This is a genomic window from Palleronia salina, from assembly GCF_900141995.1.
Lineage (GTDB): Bacteria > Pseudomonadota > Alphaproteobacteria > Rhodobacterales > Rhodobacteraceae > Palleronia > Palleronia salina.
The window spans coordinates 1-18,042 of the sequence record NZ_FQZA01000010.1 but is presented as its reverse complement, the minus strand read 5'-3'; the positions used below and the strand labels follow the sequence as shown (position 1 = coordinate 18,042).

The window sequence follows — 18,042 nt, the reverse complement described above, 5'->3', positions numbered from 1 at the left end:
ACGTCCGACGCGCAAGAAGATTTCAAACGGATCACCGCTTTTGCACGAAAATGACGCAGCGACTTTGTTGCGTCGTTTTCACTGGCACCCCGACACGGGCTGCGCCTAAGTCGCGCCATGGATGCCCTTACCGACCTGCTCAGCCCCTCCGTGCTGCTTTACGCGGCGTGCGTCACCCTTGTCGCCGGGTTCGTGAAGGGCGCGGTGGGCTTCGCGATGCCTCTGGTGATGATCTCGGGCATCTCGGTCCTTGTCGAGCCCCGGCTGGTGGTGGCCGGCATCGTGCTGCCGATCCTCATGTCGAACGGCCTGCAGGTGCTGCGCGCGGGGCTGGGGGCGGCCTGGGACGCCATCGTGGATTATCGCCGCTACATCCTGATCGTCTTCGTGATGATCCTGATCTCGGCGCAGTTCGTGACGGTGATCCCGGCCCAGACCATGTATCTCGTGCTGGGCATCCCGGTGGTGGTCCTGTCGGCGCTGCAACTTCTTGGCGTGCGGTTCAGGATACCGCCCCACCGCCGGACCCTGGCCGACTGGGGGCTTGGGTTGGCGTCCGGCACGCTGGGCGGGCTGGCGGGCACCTGGGGGCCGCCGACGGTGCTGTACCTGCTGGCGCTCGACACGCTTAAGGCGCGGCAACTGGCGGTGCAGGGGGTGGTCTACGGCCTTGGGTCGGTCGCGCTTTTGGCCGGGCACCTGCAATCGGGCGTGCTGAACCGCGAGACGGTGCCGTTCTCGCTCATGCTGCTGGTGCCCGCGGCGCTAGGTATATGGGTGGGGTTCCAGCTGGGCGACCGGCTCGACCAGGAGAAGTTTCGCAAGATCACCCTGATCGTGCTGATCGTGGCCGGGCTGAACCTGATCCGGCGCGGCCTGATCGGCTGACCGCCACCATCCCGCATGAAATAAAGGGGACCGCCGGTGGCGATCCCCCTCGGAAAATCACGGATCTTTCGGCGCTTATCCCAGCGCGATGGCGCGCACGTCGTCGTCGATATGCGTTTCGTACTGGGCGAAGTTGTCCGAGAACATCTTGACCAGTTTCGCCGCCTGCGCGTCGTAGGCCGCGCTGTCGTCCCAGGTGCGGCGCGGGTTGAGCAGCACGTCCGGCACACCGGCGACCGAGGTCGGCACGTCGAAGCCGAAATTCGGATCCTTGCGGAACGGCGCCTTTTCCAGCGACCCGTCCAGCGCGGCCGACAGCAGCGCGCGGGTGGCCTTGATCGGCATCCGCTGGCCTTCCCCGAAGGCGCCGCCGGTCCAGCCGGTGTTCACCAGCCAGCAGGTCGCGCCGTGCTTGGCGATCTTCTTCTTCAGCAGCTCGCCGTAGACCTCGGGGCGGCGCGGCATGAAGGGCGCGCCGAAACAGGTCGAGAAGGTCGGCTGCGGCTCGGTCACGCCGCGCTCGGTCCCGGCCACCTTGGCGGTGAAACCCGACAGGAAGTGATACATCGCCTGCGCGGGCGTCAGCCGCGCGATGGGGGGCAGCACGCCGAAGGCGTCGCAGGTCAGCATGATGACGTTCTTGGGGTGCCCGCCCAGGGCCGTGTCCGACGCGTTCGAGATATAGTTCAGCGGGTAGGCGCAGCGCATGTTGGCCGTGAGGCTGTCATCGTCGAAGTCCAGGTCGCGCGTGTCGGGATCAAAGACCATGTTCTCGATCACGGTGGCGAATTTCTGGGTGGTCGCGAAGATCTCGGGCTCGGCCTCCGGGTCGAGGCCGATGGTCTTGGCGTAGCAGCCGCCTTCGAAGTTGAAGGTGCCGCGGTCCGACCAGCCGTGTTCGTCGTCGCCGATCAGCACGCGGGCGGGGTCGGCCGACAGGGTGGTCTTGCCGGTGCCCGACAGGCCGAAGAAGACGGCGGTGTCGACGGGGTTGCCCGGCGCGTGGTTGGCCGAGCAATGCATGGGCATGATGCCCTTCTCGGGCAGAAGGTAGTTCAGCAGGGTGAAGACCGATTTCTTGTTCTCGCCCGCGTACTCGGTCCCGCCGATCAGGATCAGCTTGGCGTCCATGTTGATGGCGATGACGGTATCGGACCGGCAGCCGTGCTTCGCGGGGTCGGCCTTGAAGCTGGGGCAGTTGATGATGGTGAAATCGGGCGTGAACTCGGCCAGCGCGTCGCGGTCGGGCCGGCGCAGAAGGTGACGGATGAAAAGGCCGTGCCAGGCAAGCTCGGTGATGACCCGCACGTCCAGCCGGTGCGCGGGATCGGCACCGCCGAAAAGATCCTGGACGAAGTAATCGCGGCCTTTCATGTGCTCCAGCATGTCGGCGTGCAGCGCGTCGAACTTGGCGGGCTCCATCGGCGGGTTGTTCTCCCACCAGATGCTGTCCTCGACCGACGGGGTGCGAACGACGAACTTGTCCTTGGGCGAGCGGCCCGTGTGCTTGCCGGTGGCCACCAGAAGGGTGCCGCCCTGGCCGATCTTGCCTTCACCCCGACCCAGCGCGGCTTCCATCAACAGGGGTTCGGTCAGGTTGTACTGGACGGACCCGAGCCCGGTGATGCCCTGATGCTCCAGCGTGTGGTCGGGGTTGCAGATGCCGTCGGTCATGGTCGCTCGCGCTCCGTCATTCCGACCGGCGGGCTGCCGGCCACGCGGGCTGTTAGCATAACAGAATGGCGCGAGATAGTGACAGGATTGACGGTTATCGATAACAGAAGACGGTTTAGCGCAATCAAATTACCCGGGTAACGCTAGGGAAGCCTGCGGGCGGCCCACTGCGATAATTTAGCCATCATTAACGACTTTCCTGCCAGATCACGGGGAGGATAAGTCGGTGATTCGCGAAATCTGTTGCCTTGGTCGGTCCAAACCGGGATTATGACGAAAAATAAGACAATAATTCGACCAGGCAAAAATCGCGCAGTATAAGGACACATCCCATGTCGAAGATTGCATTGGTGGATGACGACAGGAACATCCTGACGTCCGTCGCCATGACGCTCGAGGCCGAGGGCTTCGAGGTCGAGACCTACAACGACGGCCAGCAGGCCCTGGATGCCTTCAACCGCAAGCTGCCGGACATGGCCGTGTTCGACATCAAGATGCCCCGCATGGACGGCATGGACCTGTTGCAGCGCGTCCGCCAGAAGACCGCGATGCCCGTGATCTTCCTCACGTCCAAGGATGACGAGATCGACGAGGTCCTGGGCCTGCGCATGGGCGCCGACGACTACGTGAAGAAGCCGTTCAGCCAGCGCCTGCTGGTCGAACGCATCCGCGCGCTCCTGCGCCGGCAGGAGGTCCTGTCGGGCGAGGAAGTGACCGAGGTCGAGGCGAGCCAGGTGATGACCCGGGGCGAGCTGAAGATGGACCCGGCGCGTCACGCCGTGACCTGGAAGGGCAAGGACGTTTCGCTGACCGTGACCGAGTTCCTGCTGCTGCAGGCGCTGGCGCAGCGGCCGGGCTTCGTCAAATCGCGCGACCAGCTGATGGATGTCGCCTACGACGACCAGGTCTACGTGGACGACCGGACCATCGACAGCCACATCAAGCGCCTGCGCAAGAAGATGCGGTCGGTCGACAACGACTTCTCGGCGATCGAGACGCTCTACGGTATCGGCTACCGTTACAACGAAGAATAGCGCCATGACCATGGCGTCCGAGGCAGACCTCCCGCAGAAGGGCAACCAGCAGGCCAAGGTCGTGCTGGGCGAGGACTGGGTGCGCGCGGACGCCACGGCCGAACGCGAGCTTCGCACCAAGCACGATCGCCGCGGGCTGCTGTCGATGAACCGCTCGCCTCTGGCGCGCAAGATCATCACCTTCAACCTGCTGGCCATCATGGTGCTGGTCGCGGGGGTGCTGTTCCTCAACCCGTTCCGGGACTCGCTGGTGATGCAGCGCGAGGCGGCGCTGGTGAACGAGGCGGCGCTGCTAACCTCGGCCTTCGAAGCGCAGCTTCTCCAGGACCCCGATGCCCGCTTCGGCTTGGGGCTCGACGCCAAGGCCACGCTCGAAGCGGTCAAGCTGAACCCGAATTCCGAGGCCTTCGTCTTCGATCGTGACCAGCGCATCATCGCCACCACGCGCGAGTTGCCCGCGCGGGAAGCCATCGCCGTGCGCGGGGTGAACGAGGACAATAGAAGAACCGTCATCTCGGATGCGCTGGATACCGTCTGGACCAGCGTGGCATCGCTTCTTGCCAAGGAAGATCCGGCGCAGGCCGAGGCCGAAACCGAACGGCTGGCCGCCAACCTCGTGGCGCGCACCTATCGTGGCGAGACCCAGGTCGAAACCGGGCTGGTGCGCGACGGCCGGGTGATCTTCGCCGTCGCCTCGCCCATCATGCAGGGCGACGAGATCCTTGGCGTGGTCGGCCTGACGTCGGGCGCGGGCGAGATCGACCGCCTTGTCAGGGCCGAGCGCGAGCAGGTGCTGCAGATGTTCGTCATCGCCATCCTCGTCAGCATCGGCCTGAGCCTCGTTCTGGCCTCGACCATCGCCAACCCGTTGTCGGACCTTGCCGCCGCGGCCGAGATCGGGCGCGACAAGAACGCCCGCACGGTCCGCCCCTCGCGTATCCGCATTCCCGATCTGAGCGCCCGACCGGACGAGATCGGGCGGCTTTCCGGCGCGCTGCGCGGGATGGTCGCCGCGCTTTACGACCGGATCGACGCCAACGAGCAGTTCGCCGCAGACGTGGCCCACGAGATCAAGAACCCGCTTGCCTCGCTCCGCTCGGCGGTGGGCAGCCTGCGCTTCGTCAAGAAGGAAGAGCATCGCGACAAGCTGCTGGACGTGATCGACCACGACGTGCGCCGCCTCGACCGGCTGGTCAGCGACATCTCGAACGCATCGCGGCTGGACAGCGAACTGGTGAAGGAGGAGGAAGAGTGTTTCAACCTCCTGGCCATGCTCAGCAATATCGCGGAATACCTTGGCCGCGAGGCCGCCGAGAAGAAGGTCGAGTTCATCGCGGACCTGCCCAAGGATCCGATCATCATCGACGGCCTGGAAAGCCGGCTGGCGCAGGTCTTCGTGAATCTCCTGACCAACGCGATCTCGTTCTGCGACGAGGGTGACGCCATCCGTATCTGGGCGCGGCGCCGTGACAACCGCGTCCTGGTGGTGGTCGAGGATACCGGCCCCGGCATCCCGGAAAGCGCGCTGGGCAAGATCTTCAACCGCTTCTACTCGGAACGGCCCGAGGGCCAGTTCGGCAACAACTCGGGCCTCGGCCTCGCGATCTCCAAGCAGATCGTCGAGGCGCATGGCGGCGTGATCTGGGCCGAGAACATCCAGCCCACGGATGCCGATCCCACGTCCGAGCCGCTGGGCGCGCGCTTCGTGGTCGGCCTTCCGGTCTGATGCCGGGCGACCCCGCGCTGGTCCATGCCAGCGCGGTGGCCCTCTGGGGGCGGGGTGTCCTTATTCTGGGCGCGGCGGGCGCGGGCAAGTCCAGCCTCGCGCTGACATTAATGGCACATGGCGCGCGCCTGATCGCCGATGACCGCACCTGCCTTGCCCCGCGTGACCAGCGCCTCCTGGCCTGGGCTCCGAAGACCCTTTTGGGCCGGATCGAGGCGCGCGGCGTCGGCATCCTATTTGCCGATCCCGCACCGCCCACGCCCATCGCGCTGGCCGTCGATCTCGACCAAGCCGAAGCTGACCGCATCCCGCCAAAACGCAGCTGGGCGCACTGCGACATCGCGGTCCCTTTGATCCTCGGGCGTGCGAACCCATCTCTGCCTCATGCGATTCTGCAATGGATGAAGGGCGGACGCGCTGACGATCCCTGACGCGGATTTCCTAGCGCAAGCGCATCACATATCCGTCTGGCCTCTCGCAGCTGCGGCGAAAGCGCTTGCGGATCCTGTGTCCGGGGTGTCAAATTTTATAAGGGAGCTTGAACGCCGCGCGTGGAAAGATCGCGGCACAGGCAAAGGGTTCACGCCGTGATCGGCATCGTCATCGTCGCCCATGGTGGGCTTGCTCAGGAATTCTTGTCCGCCGTCGAGCATGTCGTCGGCCGGCAATCCGGCGTGCGCGCGATCTCGATCGAGCCCGAATGCGACCGCGGAAGAAAGCAAGCCGAGATCTGTGCCGCCGCGGATGAGGTCGACTCAGGTGACGGCGTCGTGGTGGCGACGGACATGTTCGGCGGTTCTCCGTCGAACCTGTCGCTGCTGGCGTGCAACCCCGATGACCGGCGCATCGTCTACGGCGCCAACCTGCCGCTGCTCATCAAGCTCGCGAAGTCCCGCCACCTGAGCGTGGGCGAGGCGGTTAGCGCATCCCTGATGGCCGGCCGCAAATATATCGACTCCATGTCCGAGCCGCAGCCCGACCTGCGCATCGCCGGGGGCAAACGGTGAATGGCGACCCGCAGCCTTGAAATCATCAACGAGAAGGGCCTGCACGCGCGTGCGTCGGCCAAGCTGGTCGAAACCGTGGAAGGCTTCGACGCCCAGGCCCAGATCTACCGGGATGGTCAATCGGCCGCAGGCGACAGTATAATGGGGCTCTTGATGCTGGCGGCGTCACGCGGCACCACGATCGAGGTGGAAACCACCGGACCCGAGGCCGACGCGTTGGCCGATGCCATTGCCGCCCTTGTGGCCGACCGGTTTGGCGAGGGTATGTGACGCCAGCTGGGAGGAGCGAGAGCGCCGCGATGACCAATTCCCTGGCCTTCAAGCGGGCCGCCCGACTGGGCAAGCCCGATACGCCCGCGCCCGCACTGGCCGGGCAGGGCGATGGCAGCAGCCTGTCGGAACAGAGCTATGACCGCCGCCGCCTGAGCTATGCCACGACCTTTCCGCACCCGGTCCAGCGCCGCATCATCCAGAGCATGGAGTTCTGCACCGGCAAGCTGCGCCTACTACGGCTGATCCGCCGGTTCGAAGCCATGGGCGTGCCGCACGGCCAGCCCTTCTGGGCGCAGGCCCTCGGTGTCATGGGGATTTCGCTGGAGACACCCGACGAGCAGATCGACCGGATTCCGGCAACGGGCCCGCTGGTCATCACCGCGAACCACCCCCACGGGCTGGTCGACGGCATGGTCCTGGCCGAGCTCATCGGGCGGCGGCGCACCGACTACAAGATCCTGACCCGCTCGCTGCTGACCGGCGTGGTCGAGATCGACCGATTCATGATCCCGGTGCCCTTCGCCCACGAACCGGACGCGTTGCAGCAAAGCCTCGAGATGCGGAAGGCCGCCATGGCGCACCTGGCACGTGGCGGCTGCGTGGTGCTGTTCCCCTCGGGCGTGGTGGCAGCGTCGGAAACGGCGTTCGGCCCCGTGGTCGAGCCGCCCTGGAACCCCTTCACAGCCAAGATGATCCAGCGCTCGGGCGCCGCGGTGGTCCCGGTCCGGTTTCCCGGCGCCAATTCGCGCGCCTACCAGGTGGCCGACAAGCTGTCGCCGGTGCTGCGGCAGGGGCTGCTGCTGCACGAGGTGGTGCGCGCGCTGAACAAGCCGCAGCGCCCCGTCGTGGGGCACCCCATCGCGCCCGAAACCGTCGCAGCGCATGCCGGCGACGGGCGCCGTTTCATGGCCTGGCTGCGCGAGCACACGCTGTCCCTGGGCGGGGACTAGGCCCGCCCGGCGCCGGTCACCGGGTCGGGACCGGCTCGTCCCCGCGATAGTCGTAGAAGCCCCGGCCGGCCTTGCGGCCCAGCCATCCGGCCTCGACATACTTGGTCAGAAGGGGGCAGGGGCGGTATTTCGTATCGGCCAGCCCGTCGTGCAGCACGTTCATGATGGCAAGGCAGGTGTCGAGCCCGATGAAATCGGCCAGCTCCAGCGGGCCCATCGGGTGGTTCGTGCCAAGCTTCATCGCCTTGTCGATGGACTTCACGTTGCCCACGCCCTCGTAAAGGACATAGACCGCCTCGTTGATCATGGGCATCAGGATCCGGTTGACGATGAAGGCCGGGAAATCCTCGGCGGTCGCCGCGGTCTTGTCCAGCCGCTCGACGACATCCTGGCAGGCCTTGAACGTCTCTTCGTCGGTGGCGATGCCGCGGATCAGCTCAACCAGGCTCATCACCGGGACGGGGTTCATGAAGTGGAAGCCCATGAATTTCTCGGGCCGGTCCGTCTTCGACGCGAGCCGCGTGATCGAGATCGACGAGGTGTTCGAGGTCAGGATCGTCTCGGGCTTCAGGTGCGGCACGAGCTCGGCGAAGATCGCGTCCTTCACCGCCTCGCGCTCGGTCGCGGCCTCGATCACCAGGTCGGCCTGCCCGAGGTCGGCGAGCGTGCCGGTGGTGCTGATCCGCGCCATCGCGGCATCGCGGTCCTCCTGGCTGATCTTCTCGCGCGCGACCTGGCGATCCATGTTGCGGCCGATCAGCTCGACCGCCGCGGTCAGGGCATCGCCGTTCACGTCGTTCAGCACCACGTCATAGCCGGCCAGCGCGCAGACATGGGCGATCCCGTTGCCCATCTGTCCGGCGCCGATCACGCCCACCCGTTCGATCGTCATGTCGCGTGATCCTTGTCCGCTGAATTGGCTGGCGCGACCTTATGCGCGGGCCACGCGGCGATGCAACCCGACAGCGACGGCCGCCCGATAGCGCGAATTGTCCGGTTAGCTTTTTTCCAACTTCCTCGTGCGAATTCCTCCGCCGGGTGAGTGAAACGAGATGCGTCGGGGGATATCGCGATGGCGATCGAAGGACTGGGCCAGGGGCCCTTGGACTATGCTGTGTGCACGTATGGCGCGTCGCGGCTCAGGTGTCGCGGGCCGCGGCGCCACCTGGACGGGGGCGACTACGTTGCCGTACTGGGCGGGATCGAGACGTTCGGCCGCTTCATCGAGCAGCCCTATCCCGACCTGCTCGAGGTCGCGCTGGGGATGAAATGCGTGAACCTCGGCGTGCCGCACACGGGGCTCGACGCCTGGCTGGCCGACGAGACCTTTCTCGACATTTGCGCGGGCGCGCGCGTGACCGTCATCGCGGTGCCGGGGGCCCACATGCTGCGCAACCGCTTCTACACGTTGCACACCCGACGCAACGACCGGGTGGTGCGCCAGACCGAGTTTCTCGAGCGGGTCTATCCCGACCTGGACCTGTCGCAGAACTTCTTCGTGCGGCACCTGCTGGCCGATCTGGCCGCCAAGTCGGAGCGGCGTTTCGCGCTGATCCGGACCGAGCTTCAGTCGCTGTGGATTTCTCGCATGAACCAGCTTTGCGCGCGGATCGGCGGCGACGTGGTGCTGGTCTGGCTGGGCGAACGGTCACCGGATGCGGGCGGCAATCTTCCGGACGACGGCGACCCGCCGCTTGTCACGCGCGAGATGCTGCGGGCGCTGCGTGGCCGGATCAAGGCCACGATCGAGGTGATCGACGCCTCCGACACGCGAGAGGCGGCGCTGGAGGCCAAGGTGTTCGCACCGCACGAGGCCGAGGCGGCGCAGCGTGTGCCGGGGCCCCTTGCCCATGCGCGGGTGGCGGAGAGCCTGGCGCGCGTCCTGCGCAGCCAGCTGGATCTGAAAGGACCCGCCGGTCCAAGGCTCCAGCGTCGGTCTGCCTGAAACGAAAGGGGCCCGCCGCGATGCGACAGGCCCCTTGGTCCGGCTGTTGCCCGAAGGGCGCGTTACAGCTTGCTTTCCAGCTCGGGCACCGCCTCGAACAGGTCGGCGACGAGACCGTAATCGGCGACTTGGAAGATCGGCGCCTCTTCGTCCTTGTTTATCGCGACGATGATCTTGCTGTCCTTCATGCCGGCCAGGTGCTGGATCGCCCCCGAGATGCCGACCGCGACATACAGATCGGGCGCGACGACCTTGCCGGTCTGGCCCACCTGCCAGTCGTTCGGAGCGTAGCCCGAGTCGACCGCAGCACGCGAGGCGCCGACGGCGGCGCCCAGCTTGTCGGCCAGCTTCTCGATCATGGCGAAATCTTCCTCCGAACCGACACCGCGACCGCCGGACACGACGATACCGGCGCTGGTCAGATCGGGGCGGTCGGATTCGGCCACGTGATCCTCGACCCATTCAGACAGGCCCGGCGCGTCGCCGGTGGCCACGTCCGACACCTCGGCCGAGTTGCCGGTGCCCGCCGCGTCGAAGGACGATGTGCGGATCGACACGACTTTCTTCGCGTCCTTGGACTTCACCGTCTGGATCGCGTTGCCGGCATAGATGGGGCGTTCGAACGTGTCCGCGTCCACCACGCCCGAGACGTCGGTGATGACCATCACGTCCAGCAGCGCGGCGACGCGCGGCAGGATGTTCTTGGCGTCCGTGGTGGCGGGGGCGACCACGTGGTCGTAATCGCCGGCCAGGCTGACCATCAGGGCGGCGGTCGGCTCGGCCAGGCGGTGACCGTAGATCGCGTCCTCGGCGACCAGGACCTTGGCCACGCCGTCGATGGTCGCGGCTTCCTTGCCCGCGTCGGCAGCCTCGGCGCCGCAGCACAGAACGTGGATATCGCCCAGCGGCTTGCAGGCGGCCACGGCCTTGGCGGTGGCGTCCATGTTCAGCGTGCCGTTGTCGACTTCACCCAAAAGCAGAACAGTCATCAGATCACCCCCGCTTCGTTCTTCAGCTTGTCGACCAGCTGGTCGACGGATTCCACGATGATGCCGGCCTTGCGCTCGGGCGGCTCCGAGGTCTTTACGATCTCGAGCCGGGGGCTGACGTCGACGCCGTAATCGTCGGCCGTCTTCTCATCCAGCGGCTTCTTCTTCGCCTTCATGATGTTGGGCAGCGAGGCGTAGCGCGGCTCGTTCAGGCGCAGGTCGACCGAGACCACGGCGGGCATCTTGACCTTGATCGACTGCATGCCGCCATCGACCTCGCGCTTGACCAGCGCGTGGTCGCCATCGACCTTGATTTCCGACGCGAAGGTGGCCTGCGACCAGCCCAGCAGGGCCGCCAGCATCTGGCCGGTGGCGTTCATGTCGTTGTCGATGGCCTGCTTGCCGCAAAGCACCATGCCCGGCTGTTCCTCGTCGACCACGGCCTTCAGCAGCTTCGCGACGGCCAGCGGTTCGATATCGGTGTGCACGTCATCGGCTGCGGTGATCAGGATCGCGCGGTCGGCGCCCATGGCCAGCGCGGTGCGCAGGGTTTCCTGCGACTGCTTCACGCCGATCGAGACGACGACGACCTCTTCGGCGTCGCCGGCCTCCTTCATGCGGATCGCCTGTTCCACGGCGATCTCGTCGAAGGGGTTCATGGACATCTTCACGTTGGCCAGGTCCACGCCCGAGCCGTCGCCCTTGACCCGCACCTTGACGTTATAGTCGATCACCCGCTTGACGGGGACGAGAATTTTCATCGGTCATCCTCCATTCGTTTGGCGCAGACCCTAGACCCTTGGTTCGGGCGAAGACAGGGGAAAAACGACGCATTTCGGCCGTTTGACGCAGTGTTCCGGGCGCTGATCCGGGGTGTTCGGAACGGCCCGCCCGCAGAGCGGCGCGCGCTGGCTCAGCGGTTGGCACCCGGCTTCCACAGGATGTCCTCGCGGCCATCGTCATTGGCGATGCGCGCGGCGCAGAAACACCAGTCCGACAGGCGGTTGAGGTATCGCACCGCCGCCGGGTTCACGTTTTCCAGCGTCGCAAGCTCCATGGTCAGACGCTCGGCCCGGCGGGTGACGGTGCGGCACAGGTGCAGATGCGCCGACAGCGCGCTGCCGCCCGGCAGGATGAAGCTGCGCAGCGGCTCCAACGCGTCGTTCATGGCGTCGATCTCGCGCTCCAACCGGTCGGTCTGGGCGTCGGTCATCCGCAGCGGCGTGTATTCCGCCTCGGCGTCCTTCTCCATGTCGGGGCGGCAGAGGTCTGCGCCCAGGTCGAACAGGTCGTTCTGGATGCGCGCGATCTGCTGGGCCACCTCGCCGGTCGCGTGCAGCCGCGCGAGGCCGAAGGTGGCGTTGACCTCGTCCACCGTGCCGTAGGCGGTGACGCGCGGGCTGTGCTTGGCGACCCGCGTGCCGTTGCCCAGGGCGGTTTCGCCCGCGTCACCGGTGCGGGTGTAGATCTTGTTCAGTACGACCATGGTTCAGCCTCCCGTGCGGCGGAAGAAGACGAAGATCAGGATGATCACCACGGCGATCCCCTGCGCGTAAATCCGCCAGCGCATGTACTTGTTGGATTGCTTGGCGGAATCGGCACCGCCCTTTCCGAATGTGCTGATACCCTTCAGCAGGATCGCCAGCACCACGAGCACGGCGATGACGACGAGAATGAATAGCGGATCACTGAACATTGGATCTCCGTCTGTTATCCGAGCCGTGCCACCTAGCGGGCCGCGCCGCGAAGGCGACCCTGCGCGGCCCGCGCGGTGGCCGCAACCCTATCCGCGGGCGCAAAGCGCGTCCAATGCGGCACGGGGCAGCAACCGCCGCGCGGCGGCCATGAGGTGCGTGGGCACCGTCACCTTGTAGTGCGAGCGTGGCCGGGGCGTGGTCAGGGCCTTCAGCAGCACGCGCGACACCGCGCCCGGCGGCAGCTGGAACAGATCGCCGCCCGACGGCTCGTAGAGGCGTTTCAGCAGGCTCCGCTCGTATTGCGCCCGGCGCGGCGAGGATTCCCAGTCGATCCAGCGTTCGAAATGCGGGATCGAGTTGGCGCGGATCCGCGACGCGATGGGCCCCGGTTGCAGGGTGATGATATGGAGGGGCGTGTCGCGCATCTCGATCCGCAGGGTGTCGGTCAGCCCTTCCAGCGCGTATTTGCTGGCCGAGTAGGCGCCGCGCCAGGGCAGGGGCACGAAGCCCAGAACGCTGGAACACTGGACGATCCGCCCGTGACCCTGCCGGCGCATGACGGGGATCGCGGCGCGCGTCAGGTGGTGCAGGCCGAAGACATTGGCCTCGAACACCGACCGCAGCGCGTCCGTCGGCAGGTCCTCGACCGCGCCGGGGCAGGCGAAGGCCGCGTTGTTGTAGAGCGCGTCGAGCGTGCCGCCTGTGCGCTCCAGCACATCGGCGAGGGCAGCGTCGATGCTGGAAGTCTCCGCCATCTCGATCCGGGCCGTCTCGACCCCGGCCGAGCGGAACCGCGCCGCGCTGTCCTCGTCGCGCACGCCCGCGAAGACGCGCCAGCCCGCGCGATGCAGCGTCATCGCGGCGTCAAGCCCGATCCCGCTGGAACAGCCGGTGATGAGAATGCTGCGCGCCATGGTCGCCGGTCCCCGCCCAAAGAAAAACCCGCCACCGGAATGGGGCGGGTTCGACCGGGGTGCAAGGGGTTGGTGTCAGCCCTGTTCGGGCTGAAGGAAGCGGCCGAAGATATAGGCCTCGATCCCGCTGTCGGGGATGAAGATCCGCATCCAGCCGTCCGGCGTCTCGGACAGCACTTCGACCCGCTGGTCGCGGACGACCTGGTCGACCACCTGGTTCGCCGTCGATGGGCCGGAGCGTACGTTGACGCGGTTGCCGGTGACCACGTGCAGGTCCTGCTGGGGCAGCATGGGCTGCAGGCTGGCCGTCTGGATCATTGCCGCTTCCTCGGGCTCGGGCTCCGGGGCGATTGTCGCCGCGAGTGCGCGTTCTATCGCACCGCGTTCGTCGTCCAGCGCCAGGCGCGCGGTTTCGGCGGGCTCGGCCGCGGTCGCAACCCGGTTGAAGTCGGGGTCGTCGCTTCCCATCGGCCGTTCGACGTCGCGGCCGACGACGGCCATGGTCACACCAATGCAAAGCAACAAGCCAAGGCTCAGTCGAATCATGGAATCGCCCCCGTTCAGTTCGTTCAAGATTACCATGAGTTAACGGCCCACCTGAGAAAAAGTTCGCCGATCGCGCGCGATTTGGCGTCTTTACCAGACTTCCGGCGAAGGCTATCCCCGAACCATGAGCGACGATCCCGCCGATCCCGAAGACATTCCCACCCCGGATTCGCTGACCGAGTCGCTGTCGCGCGCGATTGGCGAGCGCTACCTGACCTATGCACTCAGCACGATCATGCACCGCGCGCTGCCCGATGCGCGCGACGGGCTAAAGCCGGTCCACCGGCGGATACTGTTCGCGATGCGTGAACTCAGGCTCGGGTCCACCGGCGGTTTCCGCAAGTCCGCCAAGATCTCGGGCGACGTGATGGGCAACTATCACCCCCATGGCGACGCGGCGATCTACGACGCGATGGCCCGGCTCGCGCAGGAATTCAACGTCCGCTACCCGCTGGTCGACGGGCAGGGCAACTTCGGCAATATCGACGGCGATAACCCGGCCGCCAGCCGCTATACCGAGGCGCGGATGACCGCGGCGGCCGAGGCGTTGCTGGAAGGCCTGAACGAGAACGCCGTCGATTACCGCGAGAACTACGACGGCACGCTGACGGAACCTGTCGTGCTGCCCGCGTCCTTCCCGAACTTGCTGGCCAACGGCTCCTCGGGCATCGCCGTTGGCATGGCGACGAACATACCGCCCCACAACATCGTCGAGCTGTGCGATGCGGCCGTCCACCTGATCAAGACGCCCGACGCGCGCGACGACACGCTGCTGAACTACGTGAAGGGGCCGGATTTTCCCACTGGCGGCGTGATCGTCGAAAGCCCCGAGAGCATGGCCGAGACCTATCGCACCGGGCGCGGCGGCTTCCGCCTGCGGTGCAAGTGGGAGAAGGAGGATCTGGGCCGCGGCCAGTGGCAGATCGTCGTCACCGAGATCCCGTACCAGGTGCAGAAATCCAAGCTGATCGAGAAGATCGCCGACCTGATCCAGACCAAGAAGCTGCCCATCCTCGCCGACATCCGCGACGAGTCGGCCGAGGATGTGCGCGTGATCCTCGAGCCCAAGTCGCGCAGCGTCGATCCCGAGATCCTGATGAACATGCTCTACAAGCAGTCGGACCTCGAAACGCGCTTCGCGATGAACATGAACGTGCTGATCGACGGCCGCACGCCCAAGGTCTGTTCGCTGAAGGAAGTGCTGCGCGCCTTCCTCGACCACCGCCGCGACGTGCTTTTGCGCCGCTCGCGCCACCGGCTCGAGAAGATCGACCACCGGCTCGAGGTGCTGGAAGGCTTCATCATCGCCTTCCTGAACCTCGACCGGGTGATCGACATCATCCGCTACGACGACGATCCCAAGTGCGCGCTGATGGCGCAGGACTGGGGCACGATCCCGCCCCGCGCCACGGACGAGCGGGATTACGTGTCGCCCCTGCCCGGCGACGGCGAGACCGACCTGAGCGAGGTGCAGGCCGAGGCGATCCTCAACATGCGGCTGCGCGCCCTGCGGCGGCTGGAGGAGTTGGAGCTTCGGCGCGAACGTGATGCCCTGCTCGAGGAGCGTGCGGCGCTCGAAGACCTGCTGGCCACGCCCGACGTGCAGTGGGCCCGGATCACCGACCAGCTGCGCGAGACCAAGAAACAGTTCGGCAAGGATTACGAACGGGGCCACCGCCTGTCGCGGATCGAGGAGGCGGTCGAGGTCGAGGACGTGCCGATCGAGGCCATGATCGACCGCGAGCCGATCACCGTGGTGTACAGCCAGATGGGCTGGATCCGCGCGATGACCGGCCATATCGACCTGGGCCGCGAGCTGAAGTTCAAGGACGGCGACGGCCCGCGTTTCATCTTCCACGCCGAGACCACCGACCGCTTGCTGCTCATGGGCTCGAACGGACGGTTCTATACCTTGCCCGCCTCCGGCCTGCCCGGGGGCCGCGGCATGGGCGAGCCCGTGCGCCTGATGGTCGACCTGCCCAACGAGGCGCAGATCGTCGAGCTGCGCATCCACCGCCCCGGCGGCAAGCTGCTGGTCGCGTCCTCGGCCGGCGACGGATTCGTCCTGCCCGAGGATGACGCCGTGGCGCAGACCCGCGCGGGCAAGCAGGTGCTGAACGTGCGCGCGCCCGCCACCGCGCTGCTGGCCAAGCCCGTAAGCGGCGATCACGTCGCCACCGTTGGCGAGAACCGCAAGGTCCTGGTCTTCCCGCTGGACGAGCTGCCCGAGATGGCGCGCGGCAAGGGCGTGCGCCTCCAGAAGTTCAAGGATGGCGGCCTGTCGGACGCCACGACCTTCACGCTGTCCGAGGGCCTGTCGTGGCGCGACCCGGCCGGTCGGACCCGCACCGAGACCGACCTCGCCGAATGGACGGCCAAGCGCGCGGGGGCGGGCCGGATGGCGCCGCGTGGCTTCCCGCGCGACAACAAGTTCACCTGAAGGAGCCGCCGATGATCCTCCGCCTCTTGGCCCTCGTCGGCCTCGTCACGCTTGCCGGCTGCGCCGCGAATTCCCTCGATGAGACGCCCGAGGCGCTGGGCGACTTCCGGCTGGGCTACAACATCGTGCAGGCCCGCGACGTGGAACAGGGACCGTTCTCGCGCGAGGCGACGAAGGACGAGCTGACCACCGCCCTGGCCGACGCGGTCGAGGCGCGGCTGGGCCGCTATGATGGCGACGGGCTCTACCATCTCGGGATCGCCATCGGCGGCTACGTGCTGGCGCTGCCGGGCCTGCCGGTGATCTACACCCCGAAATCGGCGCTGATCTTCGAGGTCAACGTCTACGACAACGCCACCCAGCAGCGTCTGAACGCCAAGCCGCACCGCATCACCGCCTTCGAAGGGGTCGAGAACATCGCGCCCATCGTCGGGTCGGGCCTGGTGCGCGGCAAGGAGGAGCAGCTGGAAAACCTGGCCACGGACGGGGCGCGCGCGCTCGAGAACTGGCTGATCCGCAACGCCGAATGGTTCACCCCCGAGCCGGGGCAGACGCGCGTGGAATTCGACCGCGACGCGCTGGATGCGCAGGCGCAGGCGGCCATCGCGGCGCGGCCCTGACGGGGCGCGCCGGACCGGTCGGACCGGCCTTGCAATTCCGCCTTTCGGTCGCTAATCAGCCCGCGTCAATCCACCCGGGCCAAGCCCCTGTCGCGGCCCCCATTTTACACCAGACGAGGCGCTGACTTTCATGGCGAAGGCAAAGTTCGAACGCAACAAACCGCACGTGAACATCGGGACCATCGGTCACGTTGACCACGGCAAGACGACGCTGACCGCGGCGATCACCAAGTATTTCGGCGACTTCCGCGCTTACGACCAGATCGACGGCGCGCCCGAGGAGAAGGCCCGCGGCATCACGATCTCGACCGCGCACGTGGAGTACGAGACCGAGGCCCGCCACTATGCCCACGTGGACTGCCCCGGCCACGCCGACTACGTGAAGAACATGATCACCGGCGCCGCGCAGATGGACGGCGCGATCCTGGTGGTGAACGCCGCCGACGGCCCCATGCCGCAGACGCGCGAGCACATCCTGCTGGGCCGCCAGGTCGGCATCCCCGCGATCGTGGTCTACATGAACAAGGTCGACCAGGTGGATGACGAGGAGCTGCTGGAGCTCGTCGAGATGGAAATCCGCGAGCTGCTGTCGTCCTACGAGTATCCCGGCGACGACATCCCGGTCATCCCGGGCTCGGCTCTGGCCGCGATGAACGGCGAGAACCCCGAGATCGGCGAAGAGTCGATCAAGAAGCTCATGGCCGCCGTGGACGAGTACATCCCGACGCCCGAGCGCGCCGTGGACCAGCCGTTCCTGATGCCGGTCGAGGACGTGTTCTCGATCTCGGGCCGCGGCACCGTGGTCACCGGCCGTGTGGAGCGTGGCGTGATCAACGTGGGCGACGAGATCGAGATCGTCGGCATCCGCGACACCAAGAAGACGACCTGCACCGGTGTCGAGATGTTCCGCAAGCTGCTGGACCGCGGCGAAGCCGGCGACAACATCGGCGCGCTGCTGCGCGGCGTGGACCGTGACGGCGTCGAGCGTGGCCAGGTGCTGTGCAAGCCCGGCTCGGTGAAGCCGCACACGAAGTTCGAGGCCGAGGCCTACATCCTGACCAAGGAAGAGGGCGGCCGCCACACGCCGTTCTTCGCGAACTACCGCCCGCAGTTCTACTTCCGCACGACGGACGTGACCGGCACGGTGCAGCTGAACGAAGGCACCGAGATGGTCATGCCGGGCGACAACGTGCAGTTCGGCGTCGAGCTGATCGCGCCGATCGCCATGGAAGAGAAACTGCGCTTCGCCATCCGCGAAGGCGGCCGCACCGTCGGCGCCGGCGTGGTGTCGAAGATCATCGAGTAATCGGAACGCATCCCGGCGCACCCCGCCGGGATG

19 protein-coding genes are annotated in these 18,042 nt (G+C 66.6%); 11 read left to right on the top strand and 8 right to left on the bottom strand.

Annotated elements, in window-relative coordinates:
* Positions 1 to 117 precede the first annotated feature (117 nt).
* Positions 118 to 888, top strand: a complete 771-nt coding sequence (locus tag BUB76_RS13205; RefSeq protein ID WP_073129271.1) for a sulfite exporter TauE/SafE family protein — start codon at positions 118 to 120, stop codon at positions 886 to 888.
* Positions 889 to 963: 75 nt separating this feature from the next.
* Here BUB76_RS13205 and BUB76_RS13200 read toward each other — a convergent pair whose 3' ends face one another.
* Positions 964 to 2,562, bottom strand: a complete 1,599-nt coding sequence (locus tag BUB76_RS13200; protein ID WP_073129270.1) for a phosphoenolpyruvate carboxykinase — start codon at positions 2,560 to 2,562, stop codon at positions 964 to 966.
* Positions 2,563 to 2,894: 332 nt separating this feature from the next.
* Between BUB76_RS13200 and BUB76_RS13195 the strand changes: the two genes are divergently transcribed.
* The 6 genes from BUB76_RS13195 (at position 2,895) to BUB76_RS13170 (ending at position 7,552) form a co-directional block, all read left to right on the top strand.
* Positions 2,895 to 3,596 carry a response regulator transcription factor gene (locus BUB76_RS13195; protein WP_073129269.1) on the top strand — a complete coding sequence of 234 codons (702 nt, stop codon included), beginning with the start codon at positions 2,895 to 2,897 and terminating at the stop codon, positions 3,594 to 3,596.
* A 4-nt stretch (positions 3,597 to 3,600) separates the two neighbouring features.
* Entirely contained in the window at positions 3,601 to 5,322 is a 1,722-nt protein-coding gene (locus tag BUB76_RS13190; protein WP_073129268.1) for a sensor histidine kinase, read from the top strand.
* Complete coding sequence (locus BUB76_RS13185) at positions 5,322 to 5,753, top strand: HPr kinase/phosphorylase (RefSeq protein WP_073129267.1); 432 nt, start codon at positions 5,322 to 5,324, stop codon at positions 5,751 to 5,753. Before BUB76_RS13190 ends, BUB76_RS13185 begins: the two co-directional genes overlap by 1 nt.
* Positions 5,754 to 5,909: 156 nt before the next feature.
* A complete protein-coding gene (locus BUB76_RS13180) occupies positions 5,910 to 6,329 on the top strand; it encodes a PTS sugar transporter subunit IIA (protein WP_073129266.1) in 420 nt (139 codons plus the stop codon).
* Positions 6,330 to 6,599 (top strand): HPr family phosphocarrier protein, encoded by a 270-nt coding sequence (locus BUB76_RS13175; RefSeq protein WP_073129265.1) that lies wholly within the window; start codon positions 6,330 to 6,332, stop codon positions 6,597 to 6,599.
* A gap of 29 nt (positions 6,600 to 6,628) precedes the next feature.
* The gene (locus BUB76_RS13170) at positions 6,629 to 7,552 is read left to right on the top strand and encodes a lysophospholipid acyltransferase family protein (RefSeq protein ID WP_073129264.1); all 924 of its coding nucleotides are present in this window, start codon (positions 6,629 to 6,631) and stop codon (positions 7,550 to 7,552) included.
* Between the two features lie 16 nt (positions 7,553 to 7,568).
* On the opposite strand, the gene BUB76_RS13165 is transcribed toward BUB76_RS13170, so the two are convergent.
* Complete coding sequence (locus BUB76_RS13165; RefSeq protein WP_073129263.1) at positions 7,569 to 8,444, bottom strand: 3-hydroxybutyryl-CoA dehydrogenase; 876 nt, start codon at positions 8,442 to 8,444, stop codon at positions 7,569 to 7,571.
* 180 nt (positions 8,445 to 8,624) lie between these two features.
* Here BUB76_RS13165 and BUB76_RS13160 point away from each other — a divergent pair, with 180 nt between their 5' ends.
* Entirely contained in the window at positions 8,625 to 9,497 is an 873-nt protein-coding gene (locus tag BUB76_RS13160) for a DUF6473 family protein (RefSeq protein ID WP_073129262.1), read from the top strand.
* Between the two features lie 62 nt (positions 9,498 to 9,559).
* On the opposite strand, the gene BUB76_RS13155 is transcribed toward BUB76_RS13160, so the two are convergent.
* From BUB76_RS13155 to BUB76_RS13130, 6 genes are all read right to left on the bottom strand, one after another.
* Positions 9,560 to 10,486, bottom strand: coding sequence for an electron transfer flavoprotein subunit alpha/FixB family protein (locus BUB76_RS13155; protein WP_073129261.1), 927 nt, complete (start codon positions 10,484 to 10,486; stop codon positions 9,560 to 9,562).
* Positions 10,486 to 11,247, bottom strand: coding sequence for an electron transfer flavoprotein subunit beta/FixA family protein (locus BUB76_RS13150; protein WP_073129260.1), 762 nt, complete (start codon positions 11,245 to 11,247; stop codon positions 10,486 to 10,488). Before BUB76_RS13150 ends, BUB76_RS13155 begins: the two co-directional genes overlap by 1 nt.
* A gap of 152 nt (positions 11,248 to 11,399) precedes the next feature.
* Positions 11,400 to 11,972, bottom strand: coding sequence for a cob(I)yrinic acid a,c-diamide adenosyltransferase (locus BUB76_RS13145; RefSeq protein WP_073129259.1), 573 nt, complete (start codon positions 11,970 to 11,972; stop codon positions 11,400 to 11,402).
* Positions 11,973 to 11,975: 3 nt separating this feature from the next.
* Entirely contained in the window at positions 11,976 to 12,182 is a 207-nt protein-coding gene (locus BUB76_RS13140) for a twin transmembrane helix small protein (protein ID WP_073129258.1), read from the bottom strand.
* Between the two features lie 87 nt (positions 12,183 to 12,269).
* Positions 12,270 to 13,097 carry an SDR family NAD(P)-dependent oxidoreductase gene (locus BUB76_RS13135; RefSeq protein ID WP_073129257.1) on the bottom strand — a complete coding sequence of 276 codons (828 nt, stop codon included), beginning with the start codon at positions 13,095 to 13,097 and terminating at the stop codon, positions 12,270 to 12,272.
* Between the two features lie 75 nt (positions 13,098 to 13,172).
* On the bottom strand, positions 13,173 to 13,643 hold the full coding sequence (locus BUB76_RS13130; protein ID WP_175550315.1) for an SH3 domain-containing protein: 471 nt from the start codon (positions 13,641 to 13,643) through the stop codon (positions 13,173 to 13,175).
* A gap of 124 nt (positions 13,644 to 13,767) precedes the next feature.
* Here BUB76_RS13130 and BUB76_RS13125 point away from each other — a divergent pair, with 124 nt between their 5' ends.
* The 3 genes from BUB76_RS13125 to tuf all read left to right on the top strand — a co-directional run bounded on the left by BUB76_RS13125 (position 13,768) and on the right by tuf (position 18,009).
* Complete coding sequence (locus BUB76_RS13125) at positions 13,768 to 16,083, top strand: DNA topoisomerase IV subunit A (protein ID WP_073129255.1); 2,316 nt, start codon at positions 13,768 to 13,770, stop codon at positions 16,081 to 16,083.
* Between the two features lie 11 nt (positions 16,084 to 16,094).
* Positions 16,095 to 16,703: a hypothetical protein gene (locus BUB76_RS13120; RefSeq protein WP_073129254.1), complete on the top strand. Its 609-nt coding sequence runs from the start codon at positions 16,095 to 16,097 to the stop codon at positions 16,701 to 16,703.
* 130 nt (positions 16,704 to 16,833) lie between these two features.
* The gene (gene tuf, locus BUB76_RS13115) at positions 16,834 to 18,009 is read left to right on the top strand and encodes an elongation factor Tu (protein WP_073127489.1); all 1,176 of its coding nucleotides are present in this window, start codon (positions 16,834 to 16,836) and stop codon (positions 18,007 to 18,009) included.
* Positions 18,010 to 18,042: the final 33 nt, after the last annotated feature.